This is a genomic window from Hydrogenobacter sp. T-2 (genome assembly GCF_033971325.1).
In the GTDB taxonomy this organism is placed as follows: domain Bacteria; phylum Aquificota; class Aquificia; order Aquificales; family Aquificaceae; genus Pampinifervens; species Pampinifervens diazotrophicum.
In genome coordinates this window covers 1,195,502-1,219,981 of the sequence record NZ_CP117180.1, presented here as the reverse complement: position 1 = coordinate 1,219,981, position 24,480 = coordinate 1,195,502, and the positions used below count along the sequence as shown (strand labels likewise).

Genomic DNA, 24,480 nt, shown 5'->3' with positions numbered 1-24,480 from the left:
AACCTAATAACTCCCTGGCATCTCTTCCTCCACTTTTTTAAGATTTTTGAGCTTGTATATGTAAAACCTCCTTATCTCCCTACCTCTCCAAAAGATGGGAAGCTCTGCCTCTTCTATTATACCCTCACTTGCGGATAGGACTCTTGGGTTTATGGGTGCATAATCGACAAAGATGGCGTTGCCTTCATAGTCCTTTTCCCAAAGGTCATACTGGTTCATTCTTCTTCCAAGGTTTATGCAATAAGTTCTTGGGTTTCCTCTTACATAGAAGGCGAGCTCCGCACTAATTTGATAGTGGGGGCTTATGATACTCTCCTGTGCTGTTCTCATTTCTGAAACTACCTCTCCCAGTTGAGACCAACCTATGCCTGCCTTTGTGGGGTCTCTGTGAGGCGGGAGAAGCCCTCCAAGCCCAACCTTATCAAGAAGAGGAGTAAAGTGCAAAAACACAAACAAAAGTCCTGCCAGAAGGTAGGAAGGCAAAAGTAGCCTGCTTTTTGAAAGATATAGGCTCACCAAAATAAAGGCGGAAAAGTAAGAAAACCCAGCCCAGTTGGCTTCTACCCTTTTGAAAATAGAAAGCACCGCAAAGAAGAGAAAGGGTATAAGGGAGAAAAAAACAAAAAAAGCGGTTTTTTCTTTCTTTATGTTTTTGAACCAGAGGTATGGCAAAAGTAGAAAGGGAATAATTGAAAGCAAAAGAACCTGACCTGCAAGAAACTCAAGGAAAGAGCCAAAGTTTAAAAGGCTTGCGGACTTGCTGGCAAGGGTAGAAACATGTTTGAAGGAGACGAAGTCATGCTTATAGTTCCAATACAAAACAGGCAAGGATAAAAGAAAGGCGGGAATTAGACTAAGATAAGGCTTGTAGTCTTTAAGCAGGCTTCTTTTAAAGAAGATGCCATATAAAAGTGCACAGGGAACAAGAAAAACCGCTGGATACTTACTCAAAAAGGCAAGACCACCCAAAAATCCCGCCAAAAGCCAGAGCCAAAGAAGGTTTTTCTCAAAAGCAAAAAACAGCACCATAAGACTCAAAGACCAAAAGAAGATAAAAGGCGCATCTGTGGTCATCAGCAGAGAGTTTATGCCAAAGCCTATGGTTATCTGTGGCAAGGTAGAGGCTATTATGGCAGACCTCTCGTCAAAAACTTTTTTTACAAAAAGGTAAGTAAGCAAAGAAAGTAGAAAGGAAAAAACTATAGGTGTTATCCTTACCGCAAGCTCTGAAACACCAAAGATTTCTCTTGTCAAAAAGTTCAAATAGGCAACCATAGGTGGTTTTGAATAGTAGCTTAGGTCTAAGTGCCTCGACCAATCCCAGTATTGGGCTTCCTCTGGTGTGAGGTCAAGGGGGTAGTAAACTACATAAAACACTCTGAAAAGGAGCAAGATTAGGTTAAAAGAAATAACCGCTATCACGACCTAAAGCTGTGTTCCTTACCCTCTAAGAGCCTCGCAAGATTATCCTTGTGCCTGTATAGGATAAGGAAGAACATAAGGAGTGCCATAAAGAATATTTTGAAGGGGTAATCTGAAAAAAGAAGGAGCAAAACCGCAAGAGCGGAAGCAGAAAGAGAAGCAACAGAAACTATACTTTTCCACCTAAATATAAGCCCCCAGAAGGCTATGGAAAGAACCGCAATTAGTGGAGAGACCGCAGTAAGAGTGCCAAAGGCGGTAGCCACACCCTTTCCACCTTTGAAGTTGTGAAAAACTGGATACATATGCCCCAGAAGGCTTGCAAGACCTACAAAAAAGGCAGTCCAGCTATCAAGTCCAAAGTAGAGCCTTGCAAGAAGCATAGGAATTAAACCCTTGGAAAAGTCAAGTAGAAAGACCAAAACAGCGTATTTTTTACCCAGTGCTCTTCCCACATTGGTAGCACCAACGTTTCCACTACCCACAGACCTTATATCCACACCTCTTGCCTTCGCTATATGCTCTCCAAAAAGCACTGAGCCATACAGGTAGGCAAAGAGAATAAGAAGCACACTGTCCATGGAAACTATGATAACCTAAATCTATGCAGGTGATAGGTTATTTTATACTCCTGCTCCTTGCCCTCTACTTTCTTTTTATAAAGCCCTATCTTATGGCGAGGAACATAGAGATTGAGGTAGAGGGGATAAGACTTAGCTTTGAAAGGGGTCTAAGCTTTAGGAGTTTTCTTTTATATGTGCCTCTTAAGGAAAAAGCTTTTCATATCTTTGTCTACGACGGAGCTATAAGACCATGGGATATTAAGGCTGGTGAGCTTAGTTTTATAGAGGTTTCCAAAGCTCCACCTTCTGATAAACCTTTTGACTATGACTTTGGACCTCTTGTAAAACTTGCAAGTAGGTTAAACCTGAGGATAGACAAGCTATACATTTCCGCAAACCATGTCCATAATGGAGAAAGTCTCACTCTTTTTATACCAAGGATAGAGTTAAGAAAAGGAGAGCTCTATTCTACTGGGTGGATGCAGGCTTATTGGCAGCATTATAAGGACATGCACCACATTGAGGTCTTTCTTAAAAAAGCCCACATAGAGGGGAAGAGAATTATAGTAGACCAAGCTCAAGTGAAAAGCGAACTTTATGAAGTTAGCTTAAAGGGAGTATGGGAAGGAAAGAGGGGAAGCTTTGACGCAGAGGGATACATAGAGCCTATTCAAAGGGAGAGTTTTTCTCTCACGAGGATTAAAATAAAACTATCAGGAAATCTTAGCTACACTCAAGTAATTGCGAACTTCTCTGGGTCTTCAGAGATGCTTGATATAAAAAATAGGAAGGAATTCAGGAATCTAAAGTTGGAAGGAGAATACCTTTGGAAATGGAGGGAAAGAAGCCAGATTAAAACGGTAATAACAGACCGCTTCACTATTGCCGAAGTTGACTATTCTCTAAGGGAAGGAATCTTGCAGGCGACGTTTAGAGGTTTTCCGGTAGACCGACGGCTAATTGGAATAAAACAGAGCATTTCTGCGGTAGCTAATGGACAGCTTGAGCTTGACCTAAGAAAAAGGACCTTAAATCTCCAGTCCTATTCTCCTGTAGTAAACTTTGAGACCCAAGAGCTTATGGGCGTCAGCTTTAGGTTGTCTCTCAACTATGAAGGTGTGATAAGGGGAAACATGGAGCTGTCTGTATCTCAACCTTTCTTATTCTCCTTTAGCGGAAGTTTCTACGGTAGAGATTTTACGGGAAACGTGAACCTAATAGGATACAGTATAAAGCAAAAGGAATTATCTGCGGTAGTTTCCTACAATGGATCTTTTAGGCTTCAAGAAGGTCAAGCATTTAGCTATGGAAGAGGAAGGCTTGAGAACCTATTTTTAAGAGATATAAGCCTTGGAAACTCCAACTACGAACTTTTTCTTGAAGGAGAAAACTATAGGATAAACCTCAGTGGAGTGGGCTATTCTCTTTCAGGAAGAGGCTCTTTAAAGAATAAGGATTTCTTTGGTAGTTTAATGCTCGAAGGCTTGGACCTTCTATATGCAGGCGTTGAGTTGGAATCTTTGAGTGGAGGGGTGGATTTGAAAGTAAAAGAAAACAGGCTATGGAGTTCTGGAAGAATTGAAGGTAGAGTTGTAAGAGAAAAGGTGTCTTCTTGGGCTGGTCTATCCTTTGAGATAGAAAAAATGGGTGAGCAGTTAAAGGGCAACTTTAGAGGAAAACTATGGGATGTAAATGCCTTTCAGTTCTCTTACCCAGAGGGTGGATTTGAGGGAAGGCTAGAGGGTCAGAAAATTTTCTTCTCCTTTGACCTTAAAGATGAGCTAAGAGGTAGAGGTTATTATGACTACAGGGAGTTCTCCTACAAACTTGAGGGCACTCTAAAGCACACTCAAGGCGATCTTTTTATAGCCTCAGAATACCGCTTGAGTGGGAGGAATAGGGATATAAATCTTGAGGTTTTAGGCAGGGGTAAATATAAAAACTACAGTTTCCCAATTAGTGCAAACTTAGAAATGAGGGAAGACAAACTAAACGCCTTAATAAAAGGTTTCACCCTTAAAGAGGGTGTTATCACCCTTGTAGTGCCTAAGGTGAAATTGTATGGAAGCATAGAAAGAGGTAGCATAGAGGTTGAACCATTTACACTTAGCATAGGGCAAGAAAGACTTTCAATCATAGAGTTTCAAAAGGGAGAATATGAGGCTAAAAGTGTTTCACTCAAGGGTAAGATGTATGGAGTTATTGAAGGTTGGCTTGACCTCTCTTATGAGGATGGTTTAAGGCTTTCCTCTGAAGGAACTATTGATCTTAGCAGGTTTTTTTCTGTGATAAGAAGCAGGGTCCTTGCGGATGCTGAGGGTAAGATATCCTATAAGCTGTCTTACACAGACAGATTGAGTTTCAAGGCAAGCTCTGAAAGGATAACCCTTAGGTCTAGATACCTTGCAGTTCCACTTTCTGGCATGCTTGAGGTAAGCTTTAAAGATAACAAACTCTCTGGCTTTGCAAGGCTAAGCGGAAACGAAAGGGCTTCTATTCTTCTGGGCTTGCAGGGAGATGAAAAAACCGCACAGCTTAGCTTTGAAGCTACACAACTACCTATTCTCTACAGAAGTGATGCCATAAGAGCAAATATGTTTGTTTCTGGAAAGGGACTTTTAAGCTCCGATTATAGGAACTTAAATATAAAGGGTGAGTTTTATACCTCTGGAGTCCTTAATGTGCAAAGAATCAACAGAGGGGCTGGAGCAAGTCCTGAAGGCTATAAGAGAGTCAATCTTGACCTATCTATTGTCTCTTCTGAACCTTTAAGACTTAATCTTCCAGAGGGCTATGTGTATACGGACCTTTCTGCAAAGATAAGAGGCACTTTTTATGAGCCCAACTATACGGTAAAGGCTTACCTTAAGGGAGGTGCTTTGAGATACTTTGAAAGGGAGTTCTATGTTAGAAGGGGCGAGCTAACTCTTACAAATAAGGACAGTCAGATGGACCTTACCATATTGACCCCTACACCAGACTACAGCATAATAATTGACCTTAAGGGAAACCCTCAATATCCAAAGGTGATAGTCAGGTCTGAGCCACCCAGAGATATAAGAGAGGTGCTCACCGCGCTGGTCCTCGGTGGTGGAGAAGCGGAAGGACTAATACCAGTAGGCAGTGCCCTTATAAGCCAGATACCACAGATAAGTGGTCTCCTAAAGGGTGCAAACCGCGCAACAGGTCTTGATATAAGAGTCCAGGTATCACCGTCGGTATCTCCCACAGGAGAGGTTGGGTTGAATGCGACTATTTCCAAAGACCTAACTCCAAGAATAACGGTAGAACACAGGCAAAGCACTCTGAAAAACCCAAAGGAAACTTATACAGGTGGAGATGTAAAACTCACACCCAACACCTCCATAGGTGGCAGATACTACTCTGACAGAACTCAAGAGGCAAGAGTTAGGTTGAGAAGGAAGTTTGACTTCTGAGCCTTTTTAATCCAAAGAGGGCATAGTCTAACCAAGAAAGAAAAAGCATAAGCGCGCTAACCCAGAGCATAAACTGAGAAGAATAACCTGCAAGACACAGAAGAATAAAAAGGGACAGCGTAAGGGTAAAAGCCTTACCTAAAAACCTTGCGGAAGGAACCTTTCCATATCTGCTGGTAAGGACAAGCCCGCCTATAAGGAGAAACAAGTCTCTTGACAAAACAGCGTAAAGGAAGGCAGGAGGCAAAAGATTAAACCTAAAGGTGCATACAAAAAGTCCACACAGGACCATTACCTTGTCCGCCAAAGGGTCAAGCACCTTGCCAAGCTCTGTTTGAGCCTTTAACTTCCTTGCAAGGAATCCATCCAGAGCGTCAGAGATAGCAAGTGGAAGAAAGATAAAAATTATGTAATCCTTTGGAGCAAAAAGAAGCGTCGGACTAAGTATTAGCCTAAGAAGGGATAAGAGGTTTGGTAGGTTAGTCAATAAGTAAGACCTCTCCATAAACTACACCTCTTTTCATATATGGCATCCTCTCAAGGACCCTACCCATAGGGTCTATTATGCCAGTGTCTCCTGAGTTGTTTACCCAAAGCACATATTTACCGGTTTCCAAAGCCCTTACCCTTGCCCAGAGGTAGTGTTGGCTTACACAGTCAGAGTTCTTAAACCAGCCGTCATTGGTAAGGACTGCTATGAGGTTTGCCCTCTTAGAAAGCTCCATAACAAGACCATGATAGGCTACTTCAAAGCATATGGGTGTGGCTATCCTCATGGTTTTGTATTCTAAAGGCATTAGACTTTTACCTGGGACGTAGTCTATGCCACTTATGGCTGGAAAAATCTCTTTTAGAAAGCCAAAGGGAAAGGGCATGTATTCTCCTATCGGGAAAAGTCTTATCTTGTCGTAGCTCTGGATAGCAATGCCATCCTTTAAAAGGTAGGCGGAGTTGTAGGGTTTTAGACCTTCTCTTATGTCAATAAGACCTACAAGAATGGGTGTCTTCTGGCTAAGTAGCCTTAGCTCAAAGTTGTATTCATCATCTTCCTCTGAGTAGAAAAAGTGAAAGGCGGATTCTGGAAGAACTATAAGGTCCACACCCTTCTTATTAGCCTCTTCTACCAGCTTAAGTATTTCTCTTGCATGTTTCCTAAAGGATTCCCTTTGGAGTTTGTCTTCCTGAGGCACTGCGGTTTGCACCAGTGCAACCCTTAAAGCTGGTGCTTTTTCCATTGCCTTTTCCTTTTCTCTGAGGGCAAAAAAGCCCATAAGTAGAAGAACAATCCACACAAAAATGGTTAGCCTTAGCTTTCTACGTAAGAGAGACAGTGCGGTGTATATCAAAAAAAGGCTCTGAATATAGACGTTTGCATACAGAAGGCTGTGTTTTACAATAGGAAGGTATACGGAAAGAGAGCCCACGATAAGCCAAGGAAAGCCTCCATAGGGAAAGTTTGAGCGGATTACTTCAAAGACCACATACAAAAGGGGTAAGAGCCATAAATTGCCTCCAAAAAGCCTTTTCCACAGCCAGAAGGGTAGGTAAAACTGGTAGAGGCTAAGAAATAGTGCAAATAGACTGAAAAGCCCGTAAGAAAGAAAAGGGTTAACGCCACCGTAGTCTATACTGGCGATGTTGGCACACCTCAAGGAGAGAAAAAAGAAAACAAAGCCAGAAAGAAGCCAGTAAAGTCCAGACCTTATATGAAGAAGGAGTATAAAAGCGGGAAGAAAAAAGAACCAAAGCTCATATTTAGAAAAAGGCAGGTATAACAGAAAACCTGTCAGAAAAGCCAGAGCTACTTGCCAGAGGATAGGCTTATTAAAACTATTCCACATACCACAAGAAGTATACCAAAGGCTCTGAGCCAGCTAAAGGGTTCACCAAGAAGTAGAAAGGCAATAAGCGCACCCCAAATGGGTGATGTGGAAGCTATAGGGGCTACCACCGATACCTCTCCACGCTTAACAGCCTCAAAGAAAAAGAAGAGTCCAAGAAAGCCTGACATTATGCCACCTGCCATTATAAGCATAACTTCTCTAAATGGATAGTTCAATTTCATACCCATAACAATTGTAATCACTAACGCAAGCGAGAAGGCGGAAAGGTTGTGAAAAACTAAGGCACTTATAGGATGCACCTCCCCTCTCAAACCAAGCTTAAAAAGCACTGGGGCTGTCCCCCACATAAAACTTGCAAGAATTGCAAAAATTATGCTTCTCATGTTTAAAATCCTCAAAAATACTCTTGCATCTTGACTTAACTTGGTATATCATTATAAACTGCTAAAAAACCTTGTAAGGAGGGAACGCCATGACCAAAGCTGAGCTTGTTTCAGCCATAGCCAAAGGGGCAGGCATTACTAAAAAGCAAGCTGATGCCGCCCTCAAGTCTGCCATTCAGGCAGTCTCTGAAGCTCTTAAAAAGGGCGAAAGAGTAGCTGTCCCTGGATTTGGGATATTTGCAGTTCGCACAAGGGCAGAAAGGAAAGGACGCAACCCAAGGACCGGCGCGGAGATAAAGATACCAGCCAGAAAGGTAGTTGCCTTCAGACCTGCGAAGGAACTCAGAGAGTCTGTAAAGTAACCGCAGGCGGGGCATTCGCCCCGCTCCTCTTATGGAAAGGCTAATATGCACTGGTAAGGAGGGGGATTTCTTAGTTATAGGTGGTCAAGAGTTTAATCACCTTAAAGCCTTAAGAGTTAAAAAAGGAGACAGGCTTGAGGTTTTTTGTGAAGGCAGGTTATTCTTGAGTATCCTTTTGTCTATTGAAAAAGGCTACGCTCTGTGCAAGCCTCTGGAAGAGATAAACATTCCTTTGCCAAAGCCAGAGGTAAATCTATACCAGTGTATACCCTTAGAACTAAGACTTATGGAGGAAGTAATAGACAGGGCAAGCCAGACAGGGGCAAACTTGCTGATACCTTTGGTGTGTAAAAGAGGCTTTCAGAAGTTAAGCGTTGTTGAAGAGAAGTTGGAAAGATGGAAAAAGCTAAGCCTTGCCTCTTTTAAACAATGCAAAAGACCGAAACCTATGGAGATAGGTAGACCTATAAGGCTATATGAGTTGGAAGCCAAAGAAGAGGTTTCTCTTGTGCTTGATAACTTCTCCGCAGAGGCTGATATAAAGAGCCTTGACCTCACTAAGAGAAGCTACGGTGTTCTGGTGGGTCCTGAGGGTGGTCTGTCTATTGAAGAGGTGGAGACTCTAAAAAGCAAAGGTTTTAAGCCTCTTTTTCTAAGACCTTATGTGCTGAGAATGGAGATGGCTGGTGCAGTGGCAACTGCCCTTATAATGAACCTTGCAGGAAAGAGCTAAGGGGATTATAATAAAAAGATTAGGAGAGCGTAGCTCAGTTGGCAGAGCAGTGGACTGTGGATCCACGGGTCGCGGGTTCGACTCCCGTCGCTCTCCCCATGTTATAATCCTTTAGATGGTCTTTGAGTGGTCTGAGTTTATTCAGAAAGTAAGGGAATTCTTCAGAGAAAGAGGTTATCTTGAAGTCCATACACCCGTGCTTCTTGAGTTTCCCAACGTTGACTTGAATGTAGAGCCTATCGGGCTTAAGGTTGTGGAGTGCGGTAAGGAAAAGATTCTGTGGCTTCAGACCTCGCCAGAGTTTTCTATGAAAAAGCTACTCTCAAAGCACAAAAAGGACATATTTCAAGTGGCAAAGGTCTTCAGAAACAATGAGTGCGGAAGGCTCAACAAGATAGAGTTTACCATGCTTGAGTGGTATAAGATTGGGGCGGACTACAGTTATCTCATAAGAGAAATAGCTGACTTGCTTGAGTTTTTGGGAATTTCAAAGGAATACAAGACTACAAGGCTTGAGCATGCCTTTGAGGAGTATGCGGGTGTGGTGCTTTCGGAGGATGAGGAAATATTCAAAAACAACCTACTTGCCTACGGCTACGAATTTGACGACAAAGAAGACTGGGAAAGTCTCTTTTTCAGAATATATGTGGATGTGGAAAGAAATCTTGGCAGAGAAAAGCCTGAGTTTATAACCCATTTTCCTCAAAGATTAAGCTCTTACGCCAAAGTGGTAGATGGTTATGCGGAGAGGTTTGAGCTATATATAAAGGGCATAGAGATAGCCAACGGCTGGAGTGAAGAAACAAACCCTGAGGAGATAAGAAGAAGGATGGAAAACTTCGCAAGGGGTAGGGATTTACCCTTTGACGAGGAGCTTCTTGAGTCCTACAGAGACTTTCCTCCCTGTGCGGGCTGTTCCATAGGACTTGAGAGGCTTTTTATGGTTTATAAGGGAATTAATAGCCTTGATGAGATATACTTTTAAGCATGGCATACAGGTGCATGGTAATTTCCCTTGAGGGCAATGATAGAGAGATTACCGAAAAGCTCAACGAGGTTTTATCCACAATAGAGCAGGAAGGCGGTCAAGTGCTTGAGGTGGAGACAAGCCTTGCAAGAGAGCATGGCATAGACGGTTTTGTGGTGTTATATACGATAAAATACAAGGCTATTAGAGAACTGCCCGAAGAATGATACTGAGAGTAAGAGCTAAGCCTAAATCAAAGGTGGAGTGGGTAAAAGAAGTAGAGGAAGGCATATATGAGGTTGCGGTAAAAGAACCACCAGAAGATGGTAGAGCCAATGAGAGAATCATAGAGCTTTTGGCAAAGCACTTTGGAGTTTCAAAGTCAAAGGTCCAACTTCTAAGAGGTTCTACCTCAAGGCTTAAGGTTTTTGAGGTTATCAAGGATTAAAAAAATTGGCTAAATCCAAAGGGCTATGGAGTTCAAAATCTGGAACTTCTTCTTGAACTTTAACATAACCCCACAGGGCAAGACCCCTTTTTACACCTGCGAGCCTGCCTGCCTTTAGGTCCGCTTCCGTATCTCCCACTATGATAGCCTCTGAAGGCAAGGCACCAACATGTCTTAGGGCTTCCAGCACAGGCAAGGGTGAAGGCTTTTTCTCAGAAAGCGTGTCTCCCCCAATCACCACTGAAAAATACTCTGCCATACCAAGCTCCTGAAGTATGACCTTAGAAAGGCTTTCCATCTTATTAGTAACCACCGCAAGCTCTATACCCTTGCTTCTTGCTCTTTCAAGAACTTCCATTATGCCATCAAAGGGCTTTGTGTGAATAACAGGCTCTTTGAGATAATACTCTCTGAAAACTTTTAGAGCCTCTTCAAGGATGCCATCTTGGAAGAACCTTTTTAGAAGCTCTTTTGCACCGCCTCCCACCATGTATCTGACTTCTTGTATCTCAACCTGAGGTTTGTTAAAGTCCTTTAGAGTTTTGTTGAGATGTATGGCTATGTCTCTGTAAGAGTCTATGAGCGTCCCGTCTAAGTCAAAGAGTATGGCTTTTAGATGCATTCTTCCGCCTTGAGGTAGTCCATATACTTGGTGTCTTTATATTTTCCCTCTTTTACAAACCTAATAGTGCAAGCAAGGGTTTTGGGTGGCTGGTAGCCTGGTAGATGAAGCACTATATTGCCTTCCTTATCATAGAAGAAGAGTTGAGGGAAGGAGTTGACCTTTAGTGCCCTTACAAGCTCCTCTTCCGTGCTTACATGCTCTTGCCCTTTGAGGATATATCTCACTCTTGCGTTGCTCTCATAAAGCACGCTGTAAACATCCATGTTCTCTAACTCCGAAGCTAAGCTCGGGCTCTGAAGGTCTTTTTTTAGCTGTTTGCAGTAAATACAGCTCTCACTCTCCACTATAAGCATAGCGTATTCATGCTTTGGCACTATGTCCTTTATCTCAAAACTTGACACATTTTGCTTTTGCTGACATGAGGCTAAGAAAACAATAATCAGTATGTATAAGACCTTCCTCATGACTATAATTTTAATCCACAGTGGAGTTCCTTCAACTTTTAGAATACGTTTTCTTGTTCTTACTTGGTGCAAGCCTGGGAAGTTTTTACAACGTGCTAATATATAGAATACCCAGAGGTATTTCTATTGTCTCTCCTCCCTCTCATTGCCCTCAATGTGGTCAAAGAATAAGATGGTATGACAACATTCCCATAGTTTCTTACCTTATCCTAAAAGGTAGATGTAGACATTGCGGAGCAAAAATATCCATCAGATATCCTCTGGTGGAAGCCTTTACTGGCTTTTTGGCAGTTCTCTGCAGAGTAAGGTTTGAAGAGCCTCTTTTGAGCCTTGTTTTCTTTGTTTTCTTCTCCATGCTTCTTGTGGCAAGCCTTATAGACTGGGATACCTTTATACTTCCAGATATTTTCACGCTTGGTGGACTTGCCTTTGGGCTTGTGGTGTCTGTCTTAAGGCAGGACTTTAGCCTAAAGGAAAGCCTACTTGGTGCTTTTGTGGGTGGTGTCCTCTTTCTACTTATATACCTCTATTACACAAAGCTCAGAAAAATAGAGGGGCTTGGCTTTGGAGATGTAAAGCTCATGGCTTTTATAGGTTCTGTGGCTGGTCTTTGGGGTGTTGTATATGCGGTCTTTTTGGGGTCTTTGCTTGGTCTTTTGTATGCACTACCTATAATATTGAAAAACAAAAGCCTGCAGTTTGCTCTTCCATACGGACCTTTTCTCTCTCTGGGTGTCTTTTTAGGGATTGTTTTGGACCTCAAGAGGTTCTTCTTCTAACCTCCAGCGGAAAAGCTCTCTATATAGCTCTGAGTCTATTCTTCTTGCGGTATGTCTTTCCTTTGGCACATCCTCTATCTCCACAAAATACAGGCAGTTGGTAACACACTTAGACACGCAAGAGGGTAAAAGTCCAGCATCCACTCTTTTGTAGCAATAATCACACTTTTCCACCTTCATGGTGGCAGGATTAAAGGCTATAGCTCCATAGGGACAGGCAATTATGCACGCCTTACAGCCTATGCACCTTAGCTCTTCCACATAGACTATGCCATCCTCTCTTTTCCTCATGGCGGAGGTAGGACAGGCGTAAACGCAGGGTGCTGGCTCACAGTGAAAACAGTTCATAGGCAGAAAGAAGGCATCCGCCTTGTCTCCAATGCCACTTACTCTGAAGACCTTCATGGGTCTTATGCCAAAGTTCTCAAGCCCCTTTTCCTGTTTACAGGCAACCTCACAAGAAAGACAACCTATGCACCTGTCAAGGTCTATTAGCATTATGGGTCTTTTCATAGCATTTCCTGAATTTTTCTTTTGTATTCTTGGAGCTTTTCAAAGGTATCGTCTATCTCCGCATCTATTTCAAATATCTCCTTTTCCACCTCATCCACTTCCTTCTTCATATCCCTTATCTGCCTAATCCTGTCCGCAAGAGCTTCTATCGTCTGAAAAACCTCTTCTCCCAGTGTTTCCTTTATTCTCTCAAAGCTCTGAGGGTTGCTCTCGTATTCTTCCAAGAAGTATAGGGCGGTTTGAAGGTCAATGCCTACCTCTTCCTCAAATACCTCTTCAATCTCTCGTATCTTCTGCCTCATTTCTTGAACTCTCTTATACTGATAAAGGACTTTCATACGCCTTTGCCAGAGGCTCTCTTCCATATCAAAAAGCTCTTTCATGAACTTCTCTATACTCATGCATAAAATTATATGCATGAAAAGTCCTTTGGTGGGAATAATAATGGGTAGTCTTTCTGACTGGGAGTGGCTAAAGCCTGCTTACGAAGTCCTTGTGCAGTTTGAAGTCCCCTGCGAAGTCAGGGTTGTATCCGCCCACAGAACGCCAGAAGCCATGTATGAATATGCAAAAACCGCAAGAGAAAGAGGCATAGAGGTAATAATAGCAGGTGCAGGAGGCTCCGCACATCTCCCGGGCATGACCGCCAGCATGACCACACTACCAGTGATAGGTGTCCCCGTGCCTTCTAAACACCTAAATGGTGTGGACTCCCTTTACTCCATAGTGCAGATGCCAGCAGGCATCCCAGTGGCAACCGTAGGCATAGGCAACGGCACAAACGCAGGGCTTCTTGCCATAAGGATACTCTCCATAAAATACCCAGAGCTTGAGAAAAAACTAAAAGACTATGAGGCATCCTTAAGGCAAAAGGTCCAAGAAATGAACGAGAAGCTAAAAGAACAGCTCTCTTAGATAACTACCACCCTGTTTTTCCCCTGCTGTTTTGCTTGGTAAAGTGCTTCGTCCGCCCTTGAAATCATGCTGTCCATAGTATCACCTTCCCTGTAAGTGGTTGCTCCCAGAGATATGGTTATCTTCAAGTTTCCAAAAAACTTATGGCTTTCCACAGCTTGTCTTATCTTCTCTGCAGGTGCGTAAGGCTCCGAGGTCATAGGAAGAAGCACCAAGAACTCCTCACCACCCCATCTTCCAAAGATATCGCTTTTTCGCAGAATCCTCCTTATTTCTTTAACCATCTCCTTTAAAACCCTATCTCCTACAAGATGTCCGTATGTATCGTTTAACTTTTTGAAGTTATCTATGTCAAGGATGACCAAAGAAAAGGGTGTCTGGTATCTTTTTGCCTGAAATAAAAGACGCTCAAAATCGTGGATAAGTGCCCGTCTGTTAAATATGCCAGTAAGCTGGTCTCTTGTGGCAAGTTTTATTAGGGTTCTTTCCCTTTTTACCTCTTCTGATATGTCTACGAGAGTTATTATGGAGACAGTCTTTCCTTTGAAAGACGCTACACTTGAAGATAAGTTGACCCATTTTATTTTTCCACGCTTGGTAACAATTCTTAGCTTGTAGCTGATAGGACTTCTGTCACCCTCTTTCCTTTTCTTTAAGTTTTCATAAGCCACCTCTCTATCTCTCCAAAATACGAGGCTTATAGGGTCCTCAATGTTAAGTAATTCCTCTCTATTATATTCAAAAAGTTTTACCGCCCTTTGGTTCAAATAGAGAATTTTGTTTTGCCAAAAATCGTAGACCAGCACCGCATGAGGGTTTGACTCTGCAAGAATATGGAAAAGCTCTTCCTGTTCATGTTTTTCAGTTATATTTAGCAAGTATCCATAGTAGCCAATTATCTCATTCTTGTCATTAAATAATGGCACGGTATAGTCAAGAACCCATATGTATTCTCCGTCTTTTCTTCTAAGCCTATAATCTTGATGTGTCCAAAAGGGAGATTTCTTCTCTGTGTGATACATTACCTCTTGGGCTACCCTTTCCAAGTCTTCTGGATGTATAAGCTCTGAATACCTTATTCTTCCCGATATAAAGTCCTCTGCTGTATATCCAAGAAACTCAGACACATTGGGTGAAACAAACTCCACAGGCCAGCCCTCTGCCCTTTTCCATTGGAAAAAGACCACAGGACCTCCAGAGAGAAAAAGCTCCGTCCTCTGACCACTGAGCTTTAGATTTTCCATAAGGTCAAAGAGGTCTATATGAAACTCCACATAAAAGCCCTTTTCCGGAAGGTAGTGAGCTAACACATAAAAATACCTTTCACCCTCTTGCGTTTTGTGAACATGTAGGACGCCAGACTTTTCTATTCCCAGCTCTCTTATGTTTCTAACTGGACATGGATGCCCCTCGTATTCATAACATGGTTTTGAGAAGGAATGAGAAAGCCCATAACAGGTTTCCGCCCTATTACCGTATACCTCTCTTGCCTTTTTGTTAGCAAAGAGAACGCGATGCTCTTTATCCACTATCAGAATTGGCTCAGCTATAAGGTCAAGTGCGGAGTAGTCCATTAGCAAAAACCCAGAGATTTTTCCATTATAAACCAAATTGCAAGTTATTATATAGTGCTTTCCTGTCAATTACAACTCAAAAGCCTCTCCTCCTTCAAAAGCTCCAAAACATCTCCAGAGTTTATTAACTTCTCTATCAAAGCATTTAAATATTCCCTGTCCCTTATGCCCTTCACCTTTACTTCTACACCTTCAGGAACTCTTCCAATCTTGCCCCTTATAAGAGTCAACACTGTATCTTGCAATGCTTTTATGAACCCTTCCTCAAGACCAAGCCTGTATAAGATGTCCTTTCTCAACTTCCTCTTTGGCAGTTTTATATCCTCAGGTCTAACCACTATAGGCATGTGCTTGACCTCCTCTGTTAGCCTTATCCTTAAGTTAGGTCTTAGCTCTGTCAATGTCAATAGCTTCATGATGTAGTCTTTCCTTTGTTCCTCTTCCATGCCTTCCAGCGTCTCCACAAGTTTCTCTATCAAATATCTTTCATCCTCTACTTTGCACAAACATGCCATTATCCTATCTACAGGGTCTTGGCTCTCAAGTAGTATCTTGCAGTCTATCTGTCTTATGTCAAGTATTTCATACCTAAAGACTAAGTTCTTAATCTTGAGAGAGGGCTTCATCCTGAGCTTTTCATTTCCCACATACACGAGGAGCTGTTTTATGTTGTGTGTTTTGTATTTTTCTGCTATGGCGGTATAGTAGCGAAGCATCCTCCAAGGCATGTTTGTATCGTTAAAGGATTGGAACTCCATATGTAGGATGCTTTCATCCTCAAGTCTTGCCAAGAAGTCCACTCTTAGCTCAGTGGATGGCAGAGATGTTGGCAACAGCTCTTTAATGGGGGCTGGAGAGAGGATTTTGCTAAGCCTGTGTGGGACTTCCTCAAAGATGTCTTTGAGAGTTATATCTTTTGAAGACACAAAAGGATTATATCATCAAACAACTTTCTCCTCCTATCCCTCATGACGGGCTCAAGGTTATCAATTTTTTATAGCTTGCAACTTGCGTTATTATAACCCAAACTGTGCTATAATTGTATGTCTTAAGTATAAAAGGAGGTCTTAGCTATGAGCTTGCTTCAGAAAATTGAGGAGCTATATCTTCCAAAAAAACAATACCCAGCCTTTAAGGTGGGTGATACGGTAAAGGTTCACTACAAAATAGTGGAAGGAGAAAAAGAAAGGATACAGCCCTTTGAGGGCGTGGTTATAAGGATAAAGGGTGGTGGCATAGGTAAGACCTTTACTGTAAGGAAGGAGTCCTATGGAGTGGGTATAGAAAGGACATTTCCCTTTTATAGCCCAAACATAGAGAAAATTGAGCTGGTCAAGTATGGAAAGGTCAGAAGGTCAAGGCTTTACTTCCTGCGTAAATACAAGGGCAAGGAGGCTATGGGTAAGATAAGGGAGATAAAGCCCTGGGAGCTCAGGAAAAAGGCATGATAGAATACGAAAGGCCCCATTGGGAAAAGGGTCTTTTAGTGGCAGGTGTTGACGAAGCGGGAAGGGGTCCTTTGGCTGGACCTCTCGTTGCCTGTGCGGTTATACTTCCACCCTTTATAGAACCTTTTATAGAAGGCGACTCCAAGTCCATGAGCCAGAGGGAGAGGGATTTAGCCTATGAGCTGATAAAGTCCAAAGCCCTCGCTATAGGCACTGCGGTTGTGGACTCTTTTCTAATAGACAAGGTGGGCATCTTAAAAGCCAATCTCATTGCCTTTAAAAGGGCTTTGGAAGACCTAAAGCACAAGTTTCATGTGGTTATAAGCGACTACTTGCCTGTGGAAGGTTATGAATGTGTTCCTCTTGTGAAGGGTGATGAAAAGAGCCTTAGCTGTGCCTGTGCCAGCGTTGTGGCAAAGGTTCTCAGAGACAGAATAATGGAGCATTATCATAAACTCTACCCTCAGTATAACTTCTCAAAACATAAGGGCTACGCAACAAGGGAGCATATAAGTGCCATAAGACTTTATAGAGAAAGCCCAATACACAGGAGGAGCTTTTCTCCAATAAGACAGTCAAACCTTTTTGGAGATTAATGCATATCCCTGTTCTTCTTGAGGAGTCCACAGACCTACTGTTAGGTAATGGAGGAAAACTTTATGTGGATTGCACCATAGGTCTTGGTGGGCATACGCGTAGGATATTGGAGAAAAACCCACAAGCCTTTGTGATAGGCATAGACAGAGACCCTTACGCACTTGAGATGGCACAGGAAAGCCTCAAAGACTTTGAAGGTAGATACAGCCTTTATCATGCAAACTTTTCAGACCTTGACCAAGTCCTCAAAATGGAAGGACTTTCGCAGGTGGACGGCTTTCTCTTTGACCTTGGTGTCTCTATGCTACAGTTAAAGAGTCCAAGAGGCTTTTCCTTTCAAAGGGACGAGCCATTGGATATGAGGATGAATCCAGAGGACAGGTTGAGTGCCTACCAAGTGGTCAATAACTATTCGGAGAGGGATTTGGAAAGAATATTCAAAGAATACGGAGAAGAGCCTTATGCAAAAAGGATAGCAAGGGCGATAGTTTTGGCGAGAGCCAAAAAACCCATAGAAACCACCCTTGAGCTTGTGGAGATAATAACTTCGCTCTTACCTTACAAGGGTGGAAGGATACATCCTGCCACAAGGGTCTTTCAGGCTATAAGGATAGAAGTAAACGAAGAGCTAAAGAGCCTTGAGATAGCCCTGCGGAAAACCCTTGACTTTCTTAGGTCTGGAGGTAGAGTAGTGGTCATATCCTTTCATTCTCTTGAAGACAGGATAGTAAAGAACTTTATAAAAACACACCTTAAACCCTTGACAAAAAAACCCATAACGCCTACTATGGAAGAAGTGAAGAAAAATCCTGCAAGTAGAAGTGCAAAGTTGAGGGCAGGAGAAAAGCCATGAAATACTTAATTTTGGCTTCTTTGCTTCTTATGTTTAACCTGCTATACTCCTCCTATAGCCTAAATGTGGCAAGAGATTATGCCAAAAAGGTCTCTGAGCTAAAGAGAGAAAAAGAAAGGAGTCTGACTCTAAAGGCTGAAATAGAGAAACACATAAACTACAAAACTGTTAAAAGCTACGCAGAATCTTCTGGGCTTAGTCCCATAGATTGGAGCAGGATAAAGGTGGTTAAGAGCTCTACTGGGGAATAATCCTATAAAACCTCTTTTTACCAACTTGAAGTTTTAGCTCCTCGGATACTTGAATTTCTTGATTTGGGTCTTGTATCTTTTGACCGTTTATCTTAAGACCTCCACCTTCTATGAGCCTGCGTGCGGAGTTTTTTGATGCTTCTATACCCAACTCAAAGAGAAATTCATGAGCCTTTTGGCGATAGCCTGCGGGAACTTTTATGATTTGTGCGTCCTCTGGAAACTCTCTTTGAGAAAAGGTTTTTTCAAAGAACTCAAGGGCTTTGTCCGCACTTTCCTTTGAGTGATAACGGGAAACTATGTAATGAGCAAGCCTCTTTTTGGCTTCCATAGGATGTAAGTTCTTTTTAAACTCCTCTATCTCCTCCTGCCTATAGTCTGTAAGCAGAAGGTAGTAGTTCCACATAAGCTCATCGGAGATGGACATAATCTTTCCAAACATTTGGTTTGGCTCTTCCGTAATGCCTATGTAATTGCCATAGGACTTGGACATCTTCTTTACACCGTCAAGACCCACCAAAAGTGGCATGGTTATACACACTTGAGGCTTTTGACCGAGGGCTCTCTGAAGGTCTCTTCCTACAAGCAAGTTAAACTTCTGGTCTGTGCCACCCAGCTCCACATCCGCCTTTAGGAAAACAGAGTCATAACCTTGAAGCAATGGATAGAGAAACTCATGGATATATATGGGATTACCCTCTTTAAACCTTTTTGAAAAGTCATCTCTTTCTAACATCCTCGCCACTGTGTATTGACCTGCCAGCTTTATAATACCCTCTGTTCCAAGAGAAGAAAGCCAGGTGCTGTTAAAGACTATGTTGGTTTTTTCTGGCAGAAGCACCTTAAAGACTTGATGTTCATATGTTTTGGCGTTTTCTAAGACCTGCTCCCTACTAAGAGGCGGTCTTGTCTCACTTCTTCCTGTGGGGTCTCCTATCATGGCGGTAAAATCACCTATCACAAAATAGACCTCATGCCCCAAGAGTTGAAACTGACGCAGTTTTTGAAGAAGAACCGTATGCCCAAGATGAAGGTCTGGAGCGGTAGGGTCAAAGCCAGCCTTTATACGAAGCGGTCTACCCTCTTTTAGCTTTTCCAAAAGCTCCTCTTCTTCTATTATCTCTACAGTTCCCTGCTTGAGAAGTTTAAGTTGCTCCTTTGGGCTAAGCATGATGGAGTTAAAATTATAACCCATGAGAACGGAGCTTTTACTTGGCGGAGAGTGGGTTTCAAAGGAAGAAAAACTGTCGGTGGTATACCCTTACACTGGCGAAGTTGTGGCAGAGGTTTCAAAGGCAAGTGAGGAAGATGTCTATAAGGCTATAGAGGTGGCAAAGGAGGGACACAAAAAACTTTCTTCCTTGAGCTCATACGAAAGATATGAAATCCTTATGAAAGCAAGCCATATCCTCAGAAAGAGAGCGGAAGAATTTGCCAAAACCCTTGTGCTTGAGGTGGGAAAAACCATAAGAGAGGCAAGGACGGAGGTTCAAAGAGCCATACAGACCCTAATCTTCTCTGCGGAAGAGGCAAGAAGGATAGGAGGAGAGGTCATTCCCATTGACGCCCATCCCAACGGAAAGGGTAAAGTAGGCTTTTACCTTCGTCAGCCTGTGGGTATAGTCTCTGCCATAACACCCTTTAACTTTCCCTTAAACCTTTCCATGCATAAGGTAGCACCAGCCCTTGCCTGCGAAAATGCGGTAATCCTTAAACCCTCAGAGAGGACACCTCTTACACCTCTTATGCTCGGTGAGGTTATGCTTGAGGCTGGACTTCCTCCACAATCCCTTAGCATCCTCCCAGGATACGGCGATGTGGGAAAGGCTATGACAATGCATCCTGATGTGAGGGTAGTTTCCTTTACAGGAAGCAGAAAGATAGGAGAGATAATAACCCGTCAGGCAGGTATAAAAAAGGTGGTGCTTGAGCTTGGGTCAAATTCCGCCATAGTGCTTCACAAGGATGGAGACCTAAAAAAGGCAGTGCAAAAAACCCTTCTCGGAGGCTACGCCATAGCAGGTCAGGTTTGCATATCTGTGCAAAGGGTCTTTGTCCACGAGGAGCTTTTTGACCAATTCCTTGAGGAGCTTGAAAAGGCGGTAAAGGGGCTCAAGATGGGAGACCCCATGCAAGAGGATACGGATGTGGGACCAATGATAGGGGTTTCTGAGGTTCAAAGAGTTCAGGAGTGGATAGATGAAGCTCTTCATGAAGGTGCAAAACTTATAACTGGTGGTGTTTCTTGTGGAGATAGGGTTTCTTCTGTGCTTTTGCCGACGATTGTTTCTCTTGTTCCTCCAAACACAAAACTCTATAGGGAAGAAGCCTTTGCTCCAGTGGTGGTGGTCAACCCCTACAAGGAAGTAGAGGAAGCCATACAGATGGTTAACGATTCAGAGTATGGTCTTCAGGTGGGAGTATTTACCAAAGACATAGACATAGCTTGGGAATTTATAAGGAAGGTTCAAGCAGGCGGAGTGCTTATAAACGAAGGACCTAACTTTAGAGCAGACCATATGCCATACGGCGGTGTTAAATACTCTGGCATAGGTAGAGAAGGACCACGCTTTGCCATAGAAGACTACACGGAGATAAAGATGGTTATTTTTGACCTTTCTTAAGCCAAGCAGGTCCCTTTTACTCTTGAAGATAGGGACAGGATTATAAGGCTTGAGGAAAATCAAAAGGCTTTAATGCAGAGGATAGATGATGCAAACAAAAGGATAGATGACTTAAACAAGAGAATAGATGATGTAATAAACATTATGCTCTGGGGCTTTGGAGTTTTGTTTGCTGGTATGATGAGCCTTATAGGTTTTGTCATATGGGACAGGAGAAGTGCACTTGCTCCAGCTATCAGAAAGACAAAGGAGCTTGAAGAAAGAGAGGAAAAAATTGGAAAGGTAAAAGAGGCACTAAAAGAAGCTGGCATCCTTTAGACCTTTTAAGCTAAAATATTCCTATGAGTGTAAGACATCAAGTAAGGAATTACGTGGAAAAGCTCTTTGAGAATATAAAGGAAAAGGGCTTAGGTGAGCATACTATATATTGCATATACTCTCCTGTGTATGTGCAAAGGGAGAGCCTGCCTGCCAATCAGATAGATGTGGAAGAGTTTGAAATAGTAGACATAAAAGTTAACCTAAGAGACCCAGAAAGCATAAAGAAATTTCTTGATAGAACCACAAGAGAGGCTCTTGAAAACGAGGTCAAGGGCTATTATCTCCTTGCCATGGTGCTTGACAGGGATGGAGAATACTTTTTCTCCTCTGAAAACCCCATCATAGAAGAACTAAAAGATGATATAGTGGATAGGATAGAAAGGCTCAAGGAAGAATGATAAGCCTTATTCTTCTCTCCGCAGGCGAGGGAAGACGCTTTGGCAGGAAAAAGCAGTTTGAAAAGCTCTTTGGAAAGCCTCTGTTTATGCATTCTTTAGATAGGCTTCTTGGTAAGTTTGATGAGACCATTCTTGTCTTGCCCCCTGAAGATATAAACCATAGCATTCCCGCTGGAGTGGTTAAGGTTCCTGGTGGAAAGGAGAGGCAAGATTCTGTCTTTAATGCACTTCTTGAAGCCAAGGGAGACCTTGTAGTAGTGCATGACTGTGCAAGACCCTTTGCAAGCCTTGAACTTTTTTTAAGGGTTTGTGACCTTGGAGAGTTTGAGGGAAAAATTCCTGCACTGCCCGTGAGGGACACCATAAAGAGGGTAGCCCATGGCATGGTGGTAGAAACAGTAGACAGGACAAACCTGTGGCTCTCTCAGACCCCCCAAGCCTTTAGGAAAAGAACCTTGCTTGAATGTCATTTCAAAGCGAGAAATGAGGGTTTTTGTGCCACTGATGATGCTCAACTCCTTGAAAGGTATGGCTACAAGGTGGGTGTAATTCAAGGTGAGCCCACCAATATAAAAATCACATACCCAGAGGACATACTACTTGCAGAGGCTATAGGGAAACTCTTAGGATACGGTTAATCTCTTCAAGGGTGGCATTGTCCCTCCTCAATTTTTTCCCATCCACATCTTCCACTACCGCACAGAGTAAGAGAGAGTTTAACACAAATACGCTGTCAAAACCTTCAAGCTTAGAAACTTTTATGTAGTCTTCCTTTATCTCTAAACGCCTGCTTAAAAACTCAAGGGTAGTCCCCCACAAAAGCCCATCTTCCTTGACAGGAGTGTATAGCTTTGAACCTTTCAAAAAAAGCAAGTTTGCTGTAGAGGTTTCACAGATATGCTCTTTTTCATTGACTATTATTCCGTCCCAAAAGCCTCTTTTTAATGCGTCCTTTTTGACCAAAAGGTTAAAAAGATAAGAAGTGGTCTTGTGCCTGCATATTGGGTCAGTGGAGTGTCTCTTGTATGAGGAAAAGCAGAGTTTCACCCTTTTGGGCGTAGGTTTTAGTGGCTTAGCCAACAACAATTTTCCATAGGACTGAGGCTTATCTGTAAGATACTCCCCACCCTTTGAAATAAGCACATACTTTATATAAAGCTCTCTTTCTCCTCTTGAAACCTCCTCAAGGTCTTTTAAAAACTCTTCGTATGTAGGGCAAGGAATCTCAAAAAACTCCGCAGAGCTTTTTAACCTTTCGTAATGAAGTTTTAGCTTCTCTTCAGAGGGTCTCCACCTAAGGGTCTCAAAAAGACCTTCACCAAACAGAGTGGTTCGTGTAATCATCTATCTAACCTTAAAAGAAGCTCCCAGCTCATCATCTCTATCACATGGCGGAGTTCACCCTTGCATGTTCCCACGTTTACGGAGGTGCTTTTTGTATGGGTTATAGAGTAAGAAAGGGTCTCTACAAACCTGTTTACTTCATTGTCCTTTGCCTTGCAAAACACTCTTACCCCGGAGGACAGAAAGTCAATTGTCTGCTTATTTTCTCTGTAATCCCTTCTTGGAACTATCCACGCACTTAAGCCAGAGACCCTTGCGCCAGTTTTTTCTATGCGTAAGGTGAGATTTCTGTGAGCATAGATTACTTCATCTGCACGCATTTGTTTCTTGTATCTTAGGGCATGCTTCTGTAAGAGGCTTTCAAACTCAAAAAACTGCCTGTCTAAGGTCTGAGGGTGAGATACCGCAACTACGAAGAGTATTAGAAACACAACAATCATCATGGCTTTTATTATAAACTGAAGGGGTCCATTCGGACCCCCTGAGCCTTCTTTACTTTGCTTGAGGTCTTGGTGTTTTGTCCGTTGATGCAGGAAGGACAGGCACTTCAAGGGCGTGTTTTGGTATCTGACCGGTAAGTGACTTGAGGAAGGCTACTATATAACGCGTTTCCTCCTCTGTTAGCTTCCTTCCAAGTTGTGTTTCCGCCATTATCTTGACTGCATCCTCAAGACTCCAAACACTTCCATCATGGAAGTATGGATAGGTTTTTTCTATGTTTCTAAGAGAAGGAGATTTGAATACAAACATGTCTTCTTCCTTCTTAGTAACACCAAACCTTCCAAGGTCAACGGGTATGGTGGGTTTATCAAGAGTTACGTATGGTGCGGTTGCCTTCCAATAGTCTACAAACTGACCGAACTTAAAGAATGCGTTTCCTCCTAAGGCAGGTCCAGAGTGGCATGCTACACAGCCAACTTCAACGAAAAGTTTTAGACCCTTCTTTTCTTCTGCAGTTAGAGCCTTTGTATTGCCCTTGAGGAACTCATCAAACCTTGAGGGTGTCGTTAGGGTTCTTTCAAAAGCTCCTATAGCCTTACCTATGTTTTCATACCTAAGAGGTTCCTTGTCGTTAGGGAAAGCCTTTTTGAACATTTCCACATATTCTGGAATAGACCTTAGCCTTTCAATCACTTCCTTTTCAGAAGGCATAGCCATCTCTATAGGATTAAGTATCGGACCGAGAGCTTGCTCTTCCACATCCTTTGCCCTTCCATCCCAAAATTGAGCGGTATGCAATGCTGCGTTGTATACGGTAGGTGCGTTTCTTGGACCGATAGCCCAACCGTGCCCTATGGAAGTGGGAAGATTATCCACGCCGTAGGTTGCCAAGTTATGGCAAGTATTACAGCTTATCAAACCACTCTTTGAAAGCCTTGGATCATAGTAGAGCATCTTACCAAGTTCTACCTTTTCTTTGGTTATTGGGTTTTCTGGGTTGTCCATCACTTGGGGTAGAGGTTGGAAAAACTGTCTTGCCTGCTCAAGAAGCTGTGCATCTTCATCCTTCGGCTGAGGAGCTTGAGCCTTTCCTTTGCTTTGGGCATAAACACCAGCACCCGCAACTACCGCTCCAACCAATACCGCACTTAACAACACTTTCTTCATGCCTTCA

Annotated in this window: 31 protein-coding genes and 1 tRNA gene; 17 read left to right on the top strand and 15 right to left on the bottom strand. The window is 42.7% G+C overall.

The features are described 5' to 3' along the window. Nucleotides 1-3: 3 nt before the first annotated feature. Together IAE16_RS07150 and plsY are read right to left on the bottom strand one after the other, a co-directional pair. Entirely contained in the window at nucleotides 4-1,422 is a 1,419-nt protein-coding gene (locus IAE16_RS07150) for a glycosyltransferase family 39 protein (protein ID WP_323700098.1), read from the bottom strand. Beyond that, nucleotides 1,419-2,003, bottom strand: a complete 585-nt coding sequence (plsY, locus tag IAE16_RS07145) for a glycerol-3-phosphate 1-O-acyltransferase PlsY (RefSeq protein ID WP_323700097.1) — start codon at nucleotides 2,001-2,003, stop codon at nucleotides 1,419-1,421. The genes IAE16_RS07150 and plsY overlap by 4 nt, the downstream gene beginning before the upstream one ends. A 23-nt stretch (nucleotides 2,004-2,026) precedes the next feature. Here plsY and IAE16_RS07140 point away from each other — a divergent pair, with 23 nt between their 5' ends. Beyond that, nucleotides 2,027-5,422, top strand: a complete 3,396-nt coding sequence (locus IAE16_RS07140) for a translocation/assembly module TamB domain-containing protein (RefSeq protein ID WP_323700096.1) — start codon at nucleotides 2,027-2,029, stop codon at nucleotides 5,420-5,422. On the opposite strand, the gene IAE16_RS07135 is transcribed toward IAE16_RS07140, so the two are convergent. From IAE16_RS07135 to IAE16_RS07125, 3 genes are read right to left on the bottom strand one after another with little or no spacing between them, the layout of a single operon-like run. Further along, nucleotides 5,394-5,927 (bottom strand): CDP-alcohol phosphatidyltransferase family protein, encoded by a 534-nt coding sequence (locus IAE16_RS07135; protein ID WP_323700095.1) that lies wholly within the window; start codon nucleotides 5,925-5,927, stop codon nucleotides 5,394-5,396. The genes IAE16_RS07140 and IAE16_RS07135 overlap by 29 nt on opposite strands. After that, nucleotides 5,902-7,263 carry an apolipoprotein N-acyltransferase gene (lnt, locus tag IAE16_RS07130; protein WP_323700094.1) on the bottom strand — a complete coding sequence of 454 codons (1,362 nt, stop codon included), beginning with the start codon at nucleotides 7,261-7,263 and terminating at the stop codon, nucleotides 5,902-5,904. The genes IAE16_RS07135 and lnt overlap by 26 nt, the downstream gene beginning before the upstream one ends. Further along, nucleotides 7,224-7,649 carry an EamA family transporter gene (locus IAE16_RS07125; RefSeq protein WP_323700092.1) on the bottom strand — a complete coding sequence of 142 codons (426 nt, stop codon included), beginning with the start codon at nucleotides 7,647-7,649 and terminating at the stop codon, nucleotides 7,224-7,226. The genes lnt and IAE16_RS07125 overlap by 40 nt, the downstream gene beginning before the upstream one ends. Nucleotides 7,650-7,738: 89 nt before the next feature. Here IAE16_RS07125 and IAE16_RS07120 point away from each other — a divergent pair, with 89 nt between their 5' ends. The 6 genes from IAE16_RS07120 to IAE16_RS07095 all read left to right on the top strand — a co-directional run bounded on the left by IAE16_RS07120 (nucleotide 7,739) and on the right by IAE16_RS07095 (nucleotide 10,159). Continuing rightward, on the top strand, nucleotides 7,739-8,011 hold the full coding sequence (locus IAE16_RS07120; RefSeq protein ID WP_323700090.1) for an HU family DNA-binding protein: 273 nt from the start codon (nucleotides 7,739-7,741) through the stop codon (nucleotides 8,009-8,011). A 31-nt stretch (nucleotides 8,012-8,042) separates the two neighbouring features. After that, the gene (locus IAE16_RS07115; RefSeq protein WP_323700088.1) at nucleotides 8,043-8,744 is read left to right on the top strand and encodes an RsmE family RNA methyltransferase; all 702 of its coding nucleotides are present in this window, start codon (nucleotides 8,043-8,045) and stop codon (nucleotides 8,742-8,744) included. Nucleotides 8,745-8,767: 23 nt separating this feature from the next. Continuing rightward, a tRNA-His gene (locus IAE16_RS07110) sits at nucleotides 8,768-8,843 on the top strand. Nucleotides 8,844-8,859: 16 nt separating this feature from the next. Next, the gene (gene epmA / locus IAE16_RS07105) at nucleotides 8,860-9,729 is read left to right on the top strand and encodes an elongation factor P--(R)-beta-lysine ligase (protein WP_323700087.1); all 870 of its coding nucleotides are present in this window, start codon (nucleotides 8,860-8,862) and stop codon (nucleotides 9,727-9,729) included. 2 nt (nucleotides 9,730-9,731) lie between these two features. Continuing rightward, a complete protein-coding gene (locus tag IAE16_RS07100) occupies nucleotides 9,732-9,938 on the top strand; it encodes a hypothetical protein (RefSeq protein ID WP_323700086.1) in 207 nt (68 codons plus the stop codon). Beyond that, complete coding sequence (locus tag IAE16_RS07095; RefSeq protein ID WP_323700085.1) at nucleotides 9,935-10,159, top strand: DUF167 domain-containing protein; 225 nt, start codon at nucleotides 9,935-9,937, stop codon at nucleotides 10,157-10,159. Before IAE16_RS07100 ends, IAE16_RS07095 begins: the two co-directional genes overlap by 4 nt. Here the strand turns inward: IAE16_RS07095 and IAE16_RS07090 are convergent. Together IAE16_RS07090 and IAE16_RS07085 are read right to left on the bottom strand one after the other, a co-directional pair. Beyond that, complete coding sequence (locus tag IAE16_RS07090) at nucleotides 10,149-10,781, bottom strand: HAD family hydrolase (RefSeq protein ID WP_323700084.1); 633 nt, start codon at nucleotides 10,779-10,781, stop codon at nucleotides 10,149-10,151. The two genes, IAE16_RS07095 and IAE16_RS07090, sit on opposite strands and share 11 nt — an antisense overlap. Then, nucleotides 10,772-11,248, bottom strand: coding sequence for a thioredoxin family protein (locus tag IAE16_RS07085; protein ID WP_323700083.1), 477 nt, complete (start codon nucleotides 11,246-11,248; stop codon nucleotides 10,772-10,774). The genes IAE16_RS07090 and IAE16_RS07085 overlap by 10 nt, the downstream gene beginning before the upstream one ends. A gap of 53 nt (nucleotides 11,249-11,301) precedes the next feature. Here IAE16_RS07085 and IAE16_RS07080 point away from each other — a divergent pair, with 53 nt between their 5' ends. Beyond that, nucleotides 11,302-12,027, top strand: coding sequence for a prepilin peptidase (locus tag IAE16_RS07080; RefSeq protein WP_323700082.1), 726 nt, complete (start codon nucleotides 11,302-11,304; stop codon nucleotides 12,025-12,027). Here IAE16_RS07080 and IAE16_RS07075 read toward each other — a convergent pair. Next, the gene (locus IAE16_RS07075; RefSeq protein ID WP_323700081.1) at nucleotides 11,989-12,540 is read right to left on the bottom strand and encodes a 4Fe-4S dicluster domain-containing protein; all 552 of its coding nucleotides are present in this window, start codon (nucleotides 12,538-12,540) and stop codon (nucleotides 11,989-11,991) included. The genes IAE16_RS07080 and IAE16_RS07075 overlap by 39 nt on opposite strands. Next, nucleotides 12,537-12,959, bottom strand: a complete 423-nt coding sequence (locus IAE16_RS07070; RefSeq protein WP_323700080.1) for a hypothetical protein — start codon at nucleotides 12,957-12,959, stop codon at nucleotides 12,537-12,539. The genes IAE16_RS07075 and IAE16_RS07070 overlap by 4 nt, the downstream gene beginning before the upstream one ends. Between IAE16_RS07070 and purE the strand changes: the two genes are divergently transcribed. Continuing rightward, nucleotides 12,958-13,455 (top strand): 5-(carboxyamino)imidazole ribonucleotide mutase, encoded by a 498-nt coding sequence (purE, locus tag IAE16_RS07065; protein WP_323700079.1) that lies wholly within the window; start codon nucleotides 12,958-12,960, stop codon nucleotides 13,453-13,455. The genes IAE16_RS07070 and purE overlap by 2 nt on opposite strands. Here purE and IAE16_RS07060 read toward each other — a convergent pair. Then, nucleotides 13,452-15,029: a diguanylate cyclase gene (locus IAE16_RS07060; protein WP_323700078.1), complete on the bottom strand. Its 1,578-nt coding sequence runs from the start codon at nucleotides 15,027-15,029 to the stop codon at nucleotides 13,452-13,454. The genes purE and IAE16_RS07060 overlap by 4 nt on opposite strands. A 65-nt stretch (nucleotides 15,030-15,094) precedes the next feature. Next, nucleotides 15,095-15,955, bottom strand: a complete 861-nt coding sequence (locus tag IAE16_RS07055) for an RpnC/YadD family protein (RefSeq protein WP_323700077.1) — start codon at nucleotides 15,953-15,955, stop codon at nucleotides 15,095-15,097. Between the two features lie 147 nt (nucleotides 15,956-16,102). On the opposite strand from IAE16_RS07055, the gene rplS reads away from it, so the two are divergent. From rplS to IAE16_RS07035, 4 genes are read left to right on the top strand one after another with little or no spacing between them, the layout of a single operon-like run. Then, nucleotides 16,103-16,477, top strand: a complete 375-nt coding sequence (gene rplS / locus IAE16_RS07050; protein ID WP_323700076.1) for a 50S ribosomal protein L19 — start codon at nucleotides 16,103-16,105, stop codon at nucleotides 16,475-16,477. Beyond that, entirely contained in the window at nucleotides 16,474-17,073 is a 600-nt protein-coding gene (gene rnhB / locus IAE16_RS07045; RefSeq protein ID WP_323700074.1) for a ribonuclease HII, read from the top strand. The genes rplS and rnhB overlap by 4 nt, the downstream gene beginning before the upstream one ends. Next, complete coding sequence (gene rsmH / locus IAE16_RS07040) at nucleotides 17,073-17,927, top strand: 16S rRNA (cytosine(1402)-N(4))-methyltransferase RsmH (RefSeq protein ID WP_323700073.1); 855 nt, start codon at nucleotides 17,073-17,075, stop codon at nucleotides 17,925-17,927. The genes rnhB and rsmH overlap by 1 nt, the downstream gene beginning before the upstream one ends. Continuing rightward, the gene (locus IAE16_RS07035) at nucleotides 17,924-18,178 is read left to right on the top strand and encodes a hypothetical protein (RefSeq protein ID WP_323700072.1); all 255 of its coding nucleotides are present in this window, start codon (nucleotides 17,924-17,926) and stop codon (nucleotides 18,176-18,178) included. The genes rsmH and IAE16_RS07035 overlap by 4 nt, the downstream gene beginning before the upstream one ends. On the opposite strand, the gene tyrS is transcribed toward IAE16_RS07035, so the two are convergent. Beyond that, nucleotides 18,165-19,349: a tyrosine--tRNA ligase gene (gene tyrS, locus IAE16_RS07030; protein ID WP_323700071.1), complete on the bottom strand. Its 1,185-nt coding sequence runs from the start codon at nucleotides 19,347-19,349 to the stop codon at nucleotides 18,165-18,167. The genes IAE16_RS07035 and tyrS overlap by 14 nt on opposite strands. A gap of 22 nt (nucleotides 19,350-19,371) precedes the next feature. Between tyrS and IAE16_RS07025 the strand changes: the two genes are divergently transcribed. The 4 genes from IAE16_RS07025 (at nucleotide 19,372) to ispD (ending at nucleotide 22,159) form a co-directional block, all read left to right on the top strand. Then, nucleotides 19,372-20,802: an aldehyde dehydrogenase family protein gene (locus tag IAE16_RS07025; protein WP_323700070.1), complete on the top strand. Its 1,431-nt coding sequence runs from the start codon at nucleotides 19,372-19,374 to the stop codon at nucleotides 20,800-20,802. A 72-nt stretch (nucleotides 20,803-20,874) separates the two neighbouring features. Further along, nucleotides 20,875-21,120, top strand: a complete 246-nt coding sequence (locus IAE16_RS07020; protein WP_323700069.1) for a hypothetical protein — start codon at nucleotides 20,875-20,877, stop codon at nucleotides 21,118-21,120. A gap of 23 nt (nucleotides 21,121-21,143) precedes the next feature. After that, entirely contained in the window at nucleotides 21,144-21,521 is a 378-nt protein-coding gene (locus IAE16_RS07015; RefSeq protein WP_323700068.1) for a hypothetical protein, read from the top strand. Beyond that, the gene (gene ispD / locus IAE16_RS07010; protein WP_323700067.1) at nucleotides 21,518-22,159 is read left to right on the top strand and encodes a 2-C-methyl-D-erythritol 4-phosphate cytidylyltransferase; all 642 of its coding nucleotides are present in this window, start codon (nucleotides 21,518-21,520) and stop codon (nucleotides 22,157-22,159) included. Before IAE16_RS07015 ends, ispD begins: the two co-directional genes overlap by 4 nt. Here the strand turns inward: ispD and IAE16_RS07005 are convergent. From IAE16_RS07005 to IAE16_RS06995, 3 genes are read right to left on the bottom strand one after another with little or no spacing between them, the layout of a single operon-like run. Beyond that, nucleotides 22,131-22,865 (bottom strand): aminotransferase class IV, encoded by a 735-nt coding sequence (locus IAE16_RS07005; RefSeq protein WP_323700066.1) that lies wholly within the window; start codon nucleotides 22,863-22,865, stop codon nucleotides 22,131-22,133. The genes ispD and IAE16_RS07005 overlap by 29 nt on opposite strands. Further along, nucleotides 22,862-23,308, bottom strand: coding sequence for a hypothetical protein (locus tag IAE16_RS07000; protein ID WP_323700065.1), 447 nt, complete (start codon nucleotides 23,306-23,308; stop codon nucleotides 22,862-22,864). The genes IAE16_RS07005 and IAE16_RS07000 overlap by 4 nt, the downstream gene beginning before the upstream one ends. Before the next feature lie 49 nt (nucleotides 23,309-23,357). Further along, nucleotides 23,358-24,473, bottom strand: coding sequence for a cytochrome-c peroxidase (locus tag IAE16_RS06995; protein WP_323700063.1), 1,116 nt, complete (start codon nucleotides 24,471-24,473; stop codon nucleotides 23,358-23,360). Nucleotides 24,474-24,480: the final 7 nt, after the last annotated feature.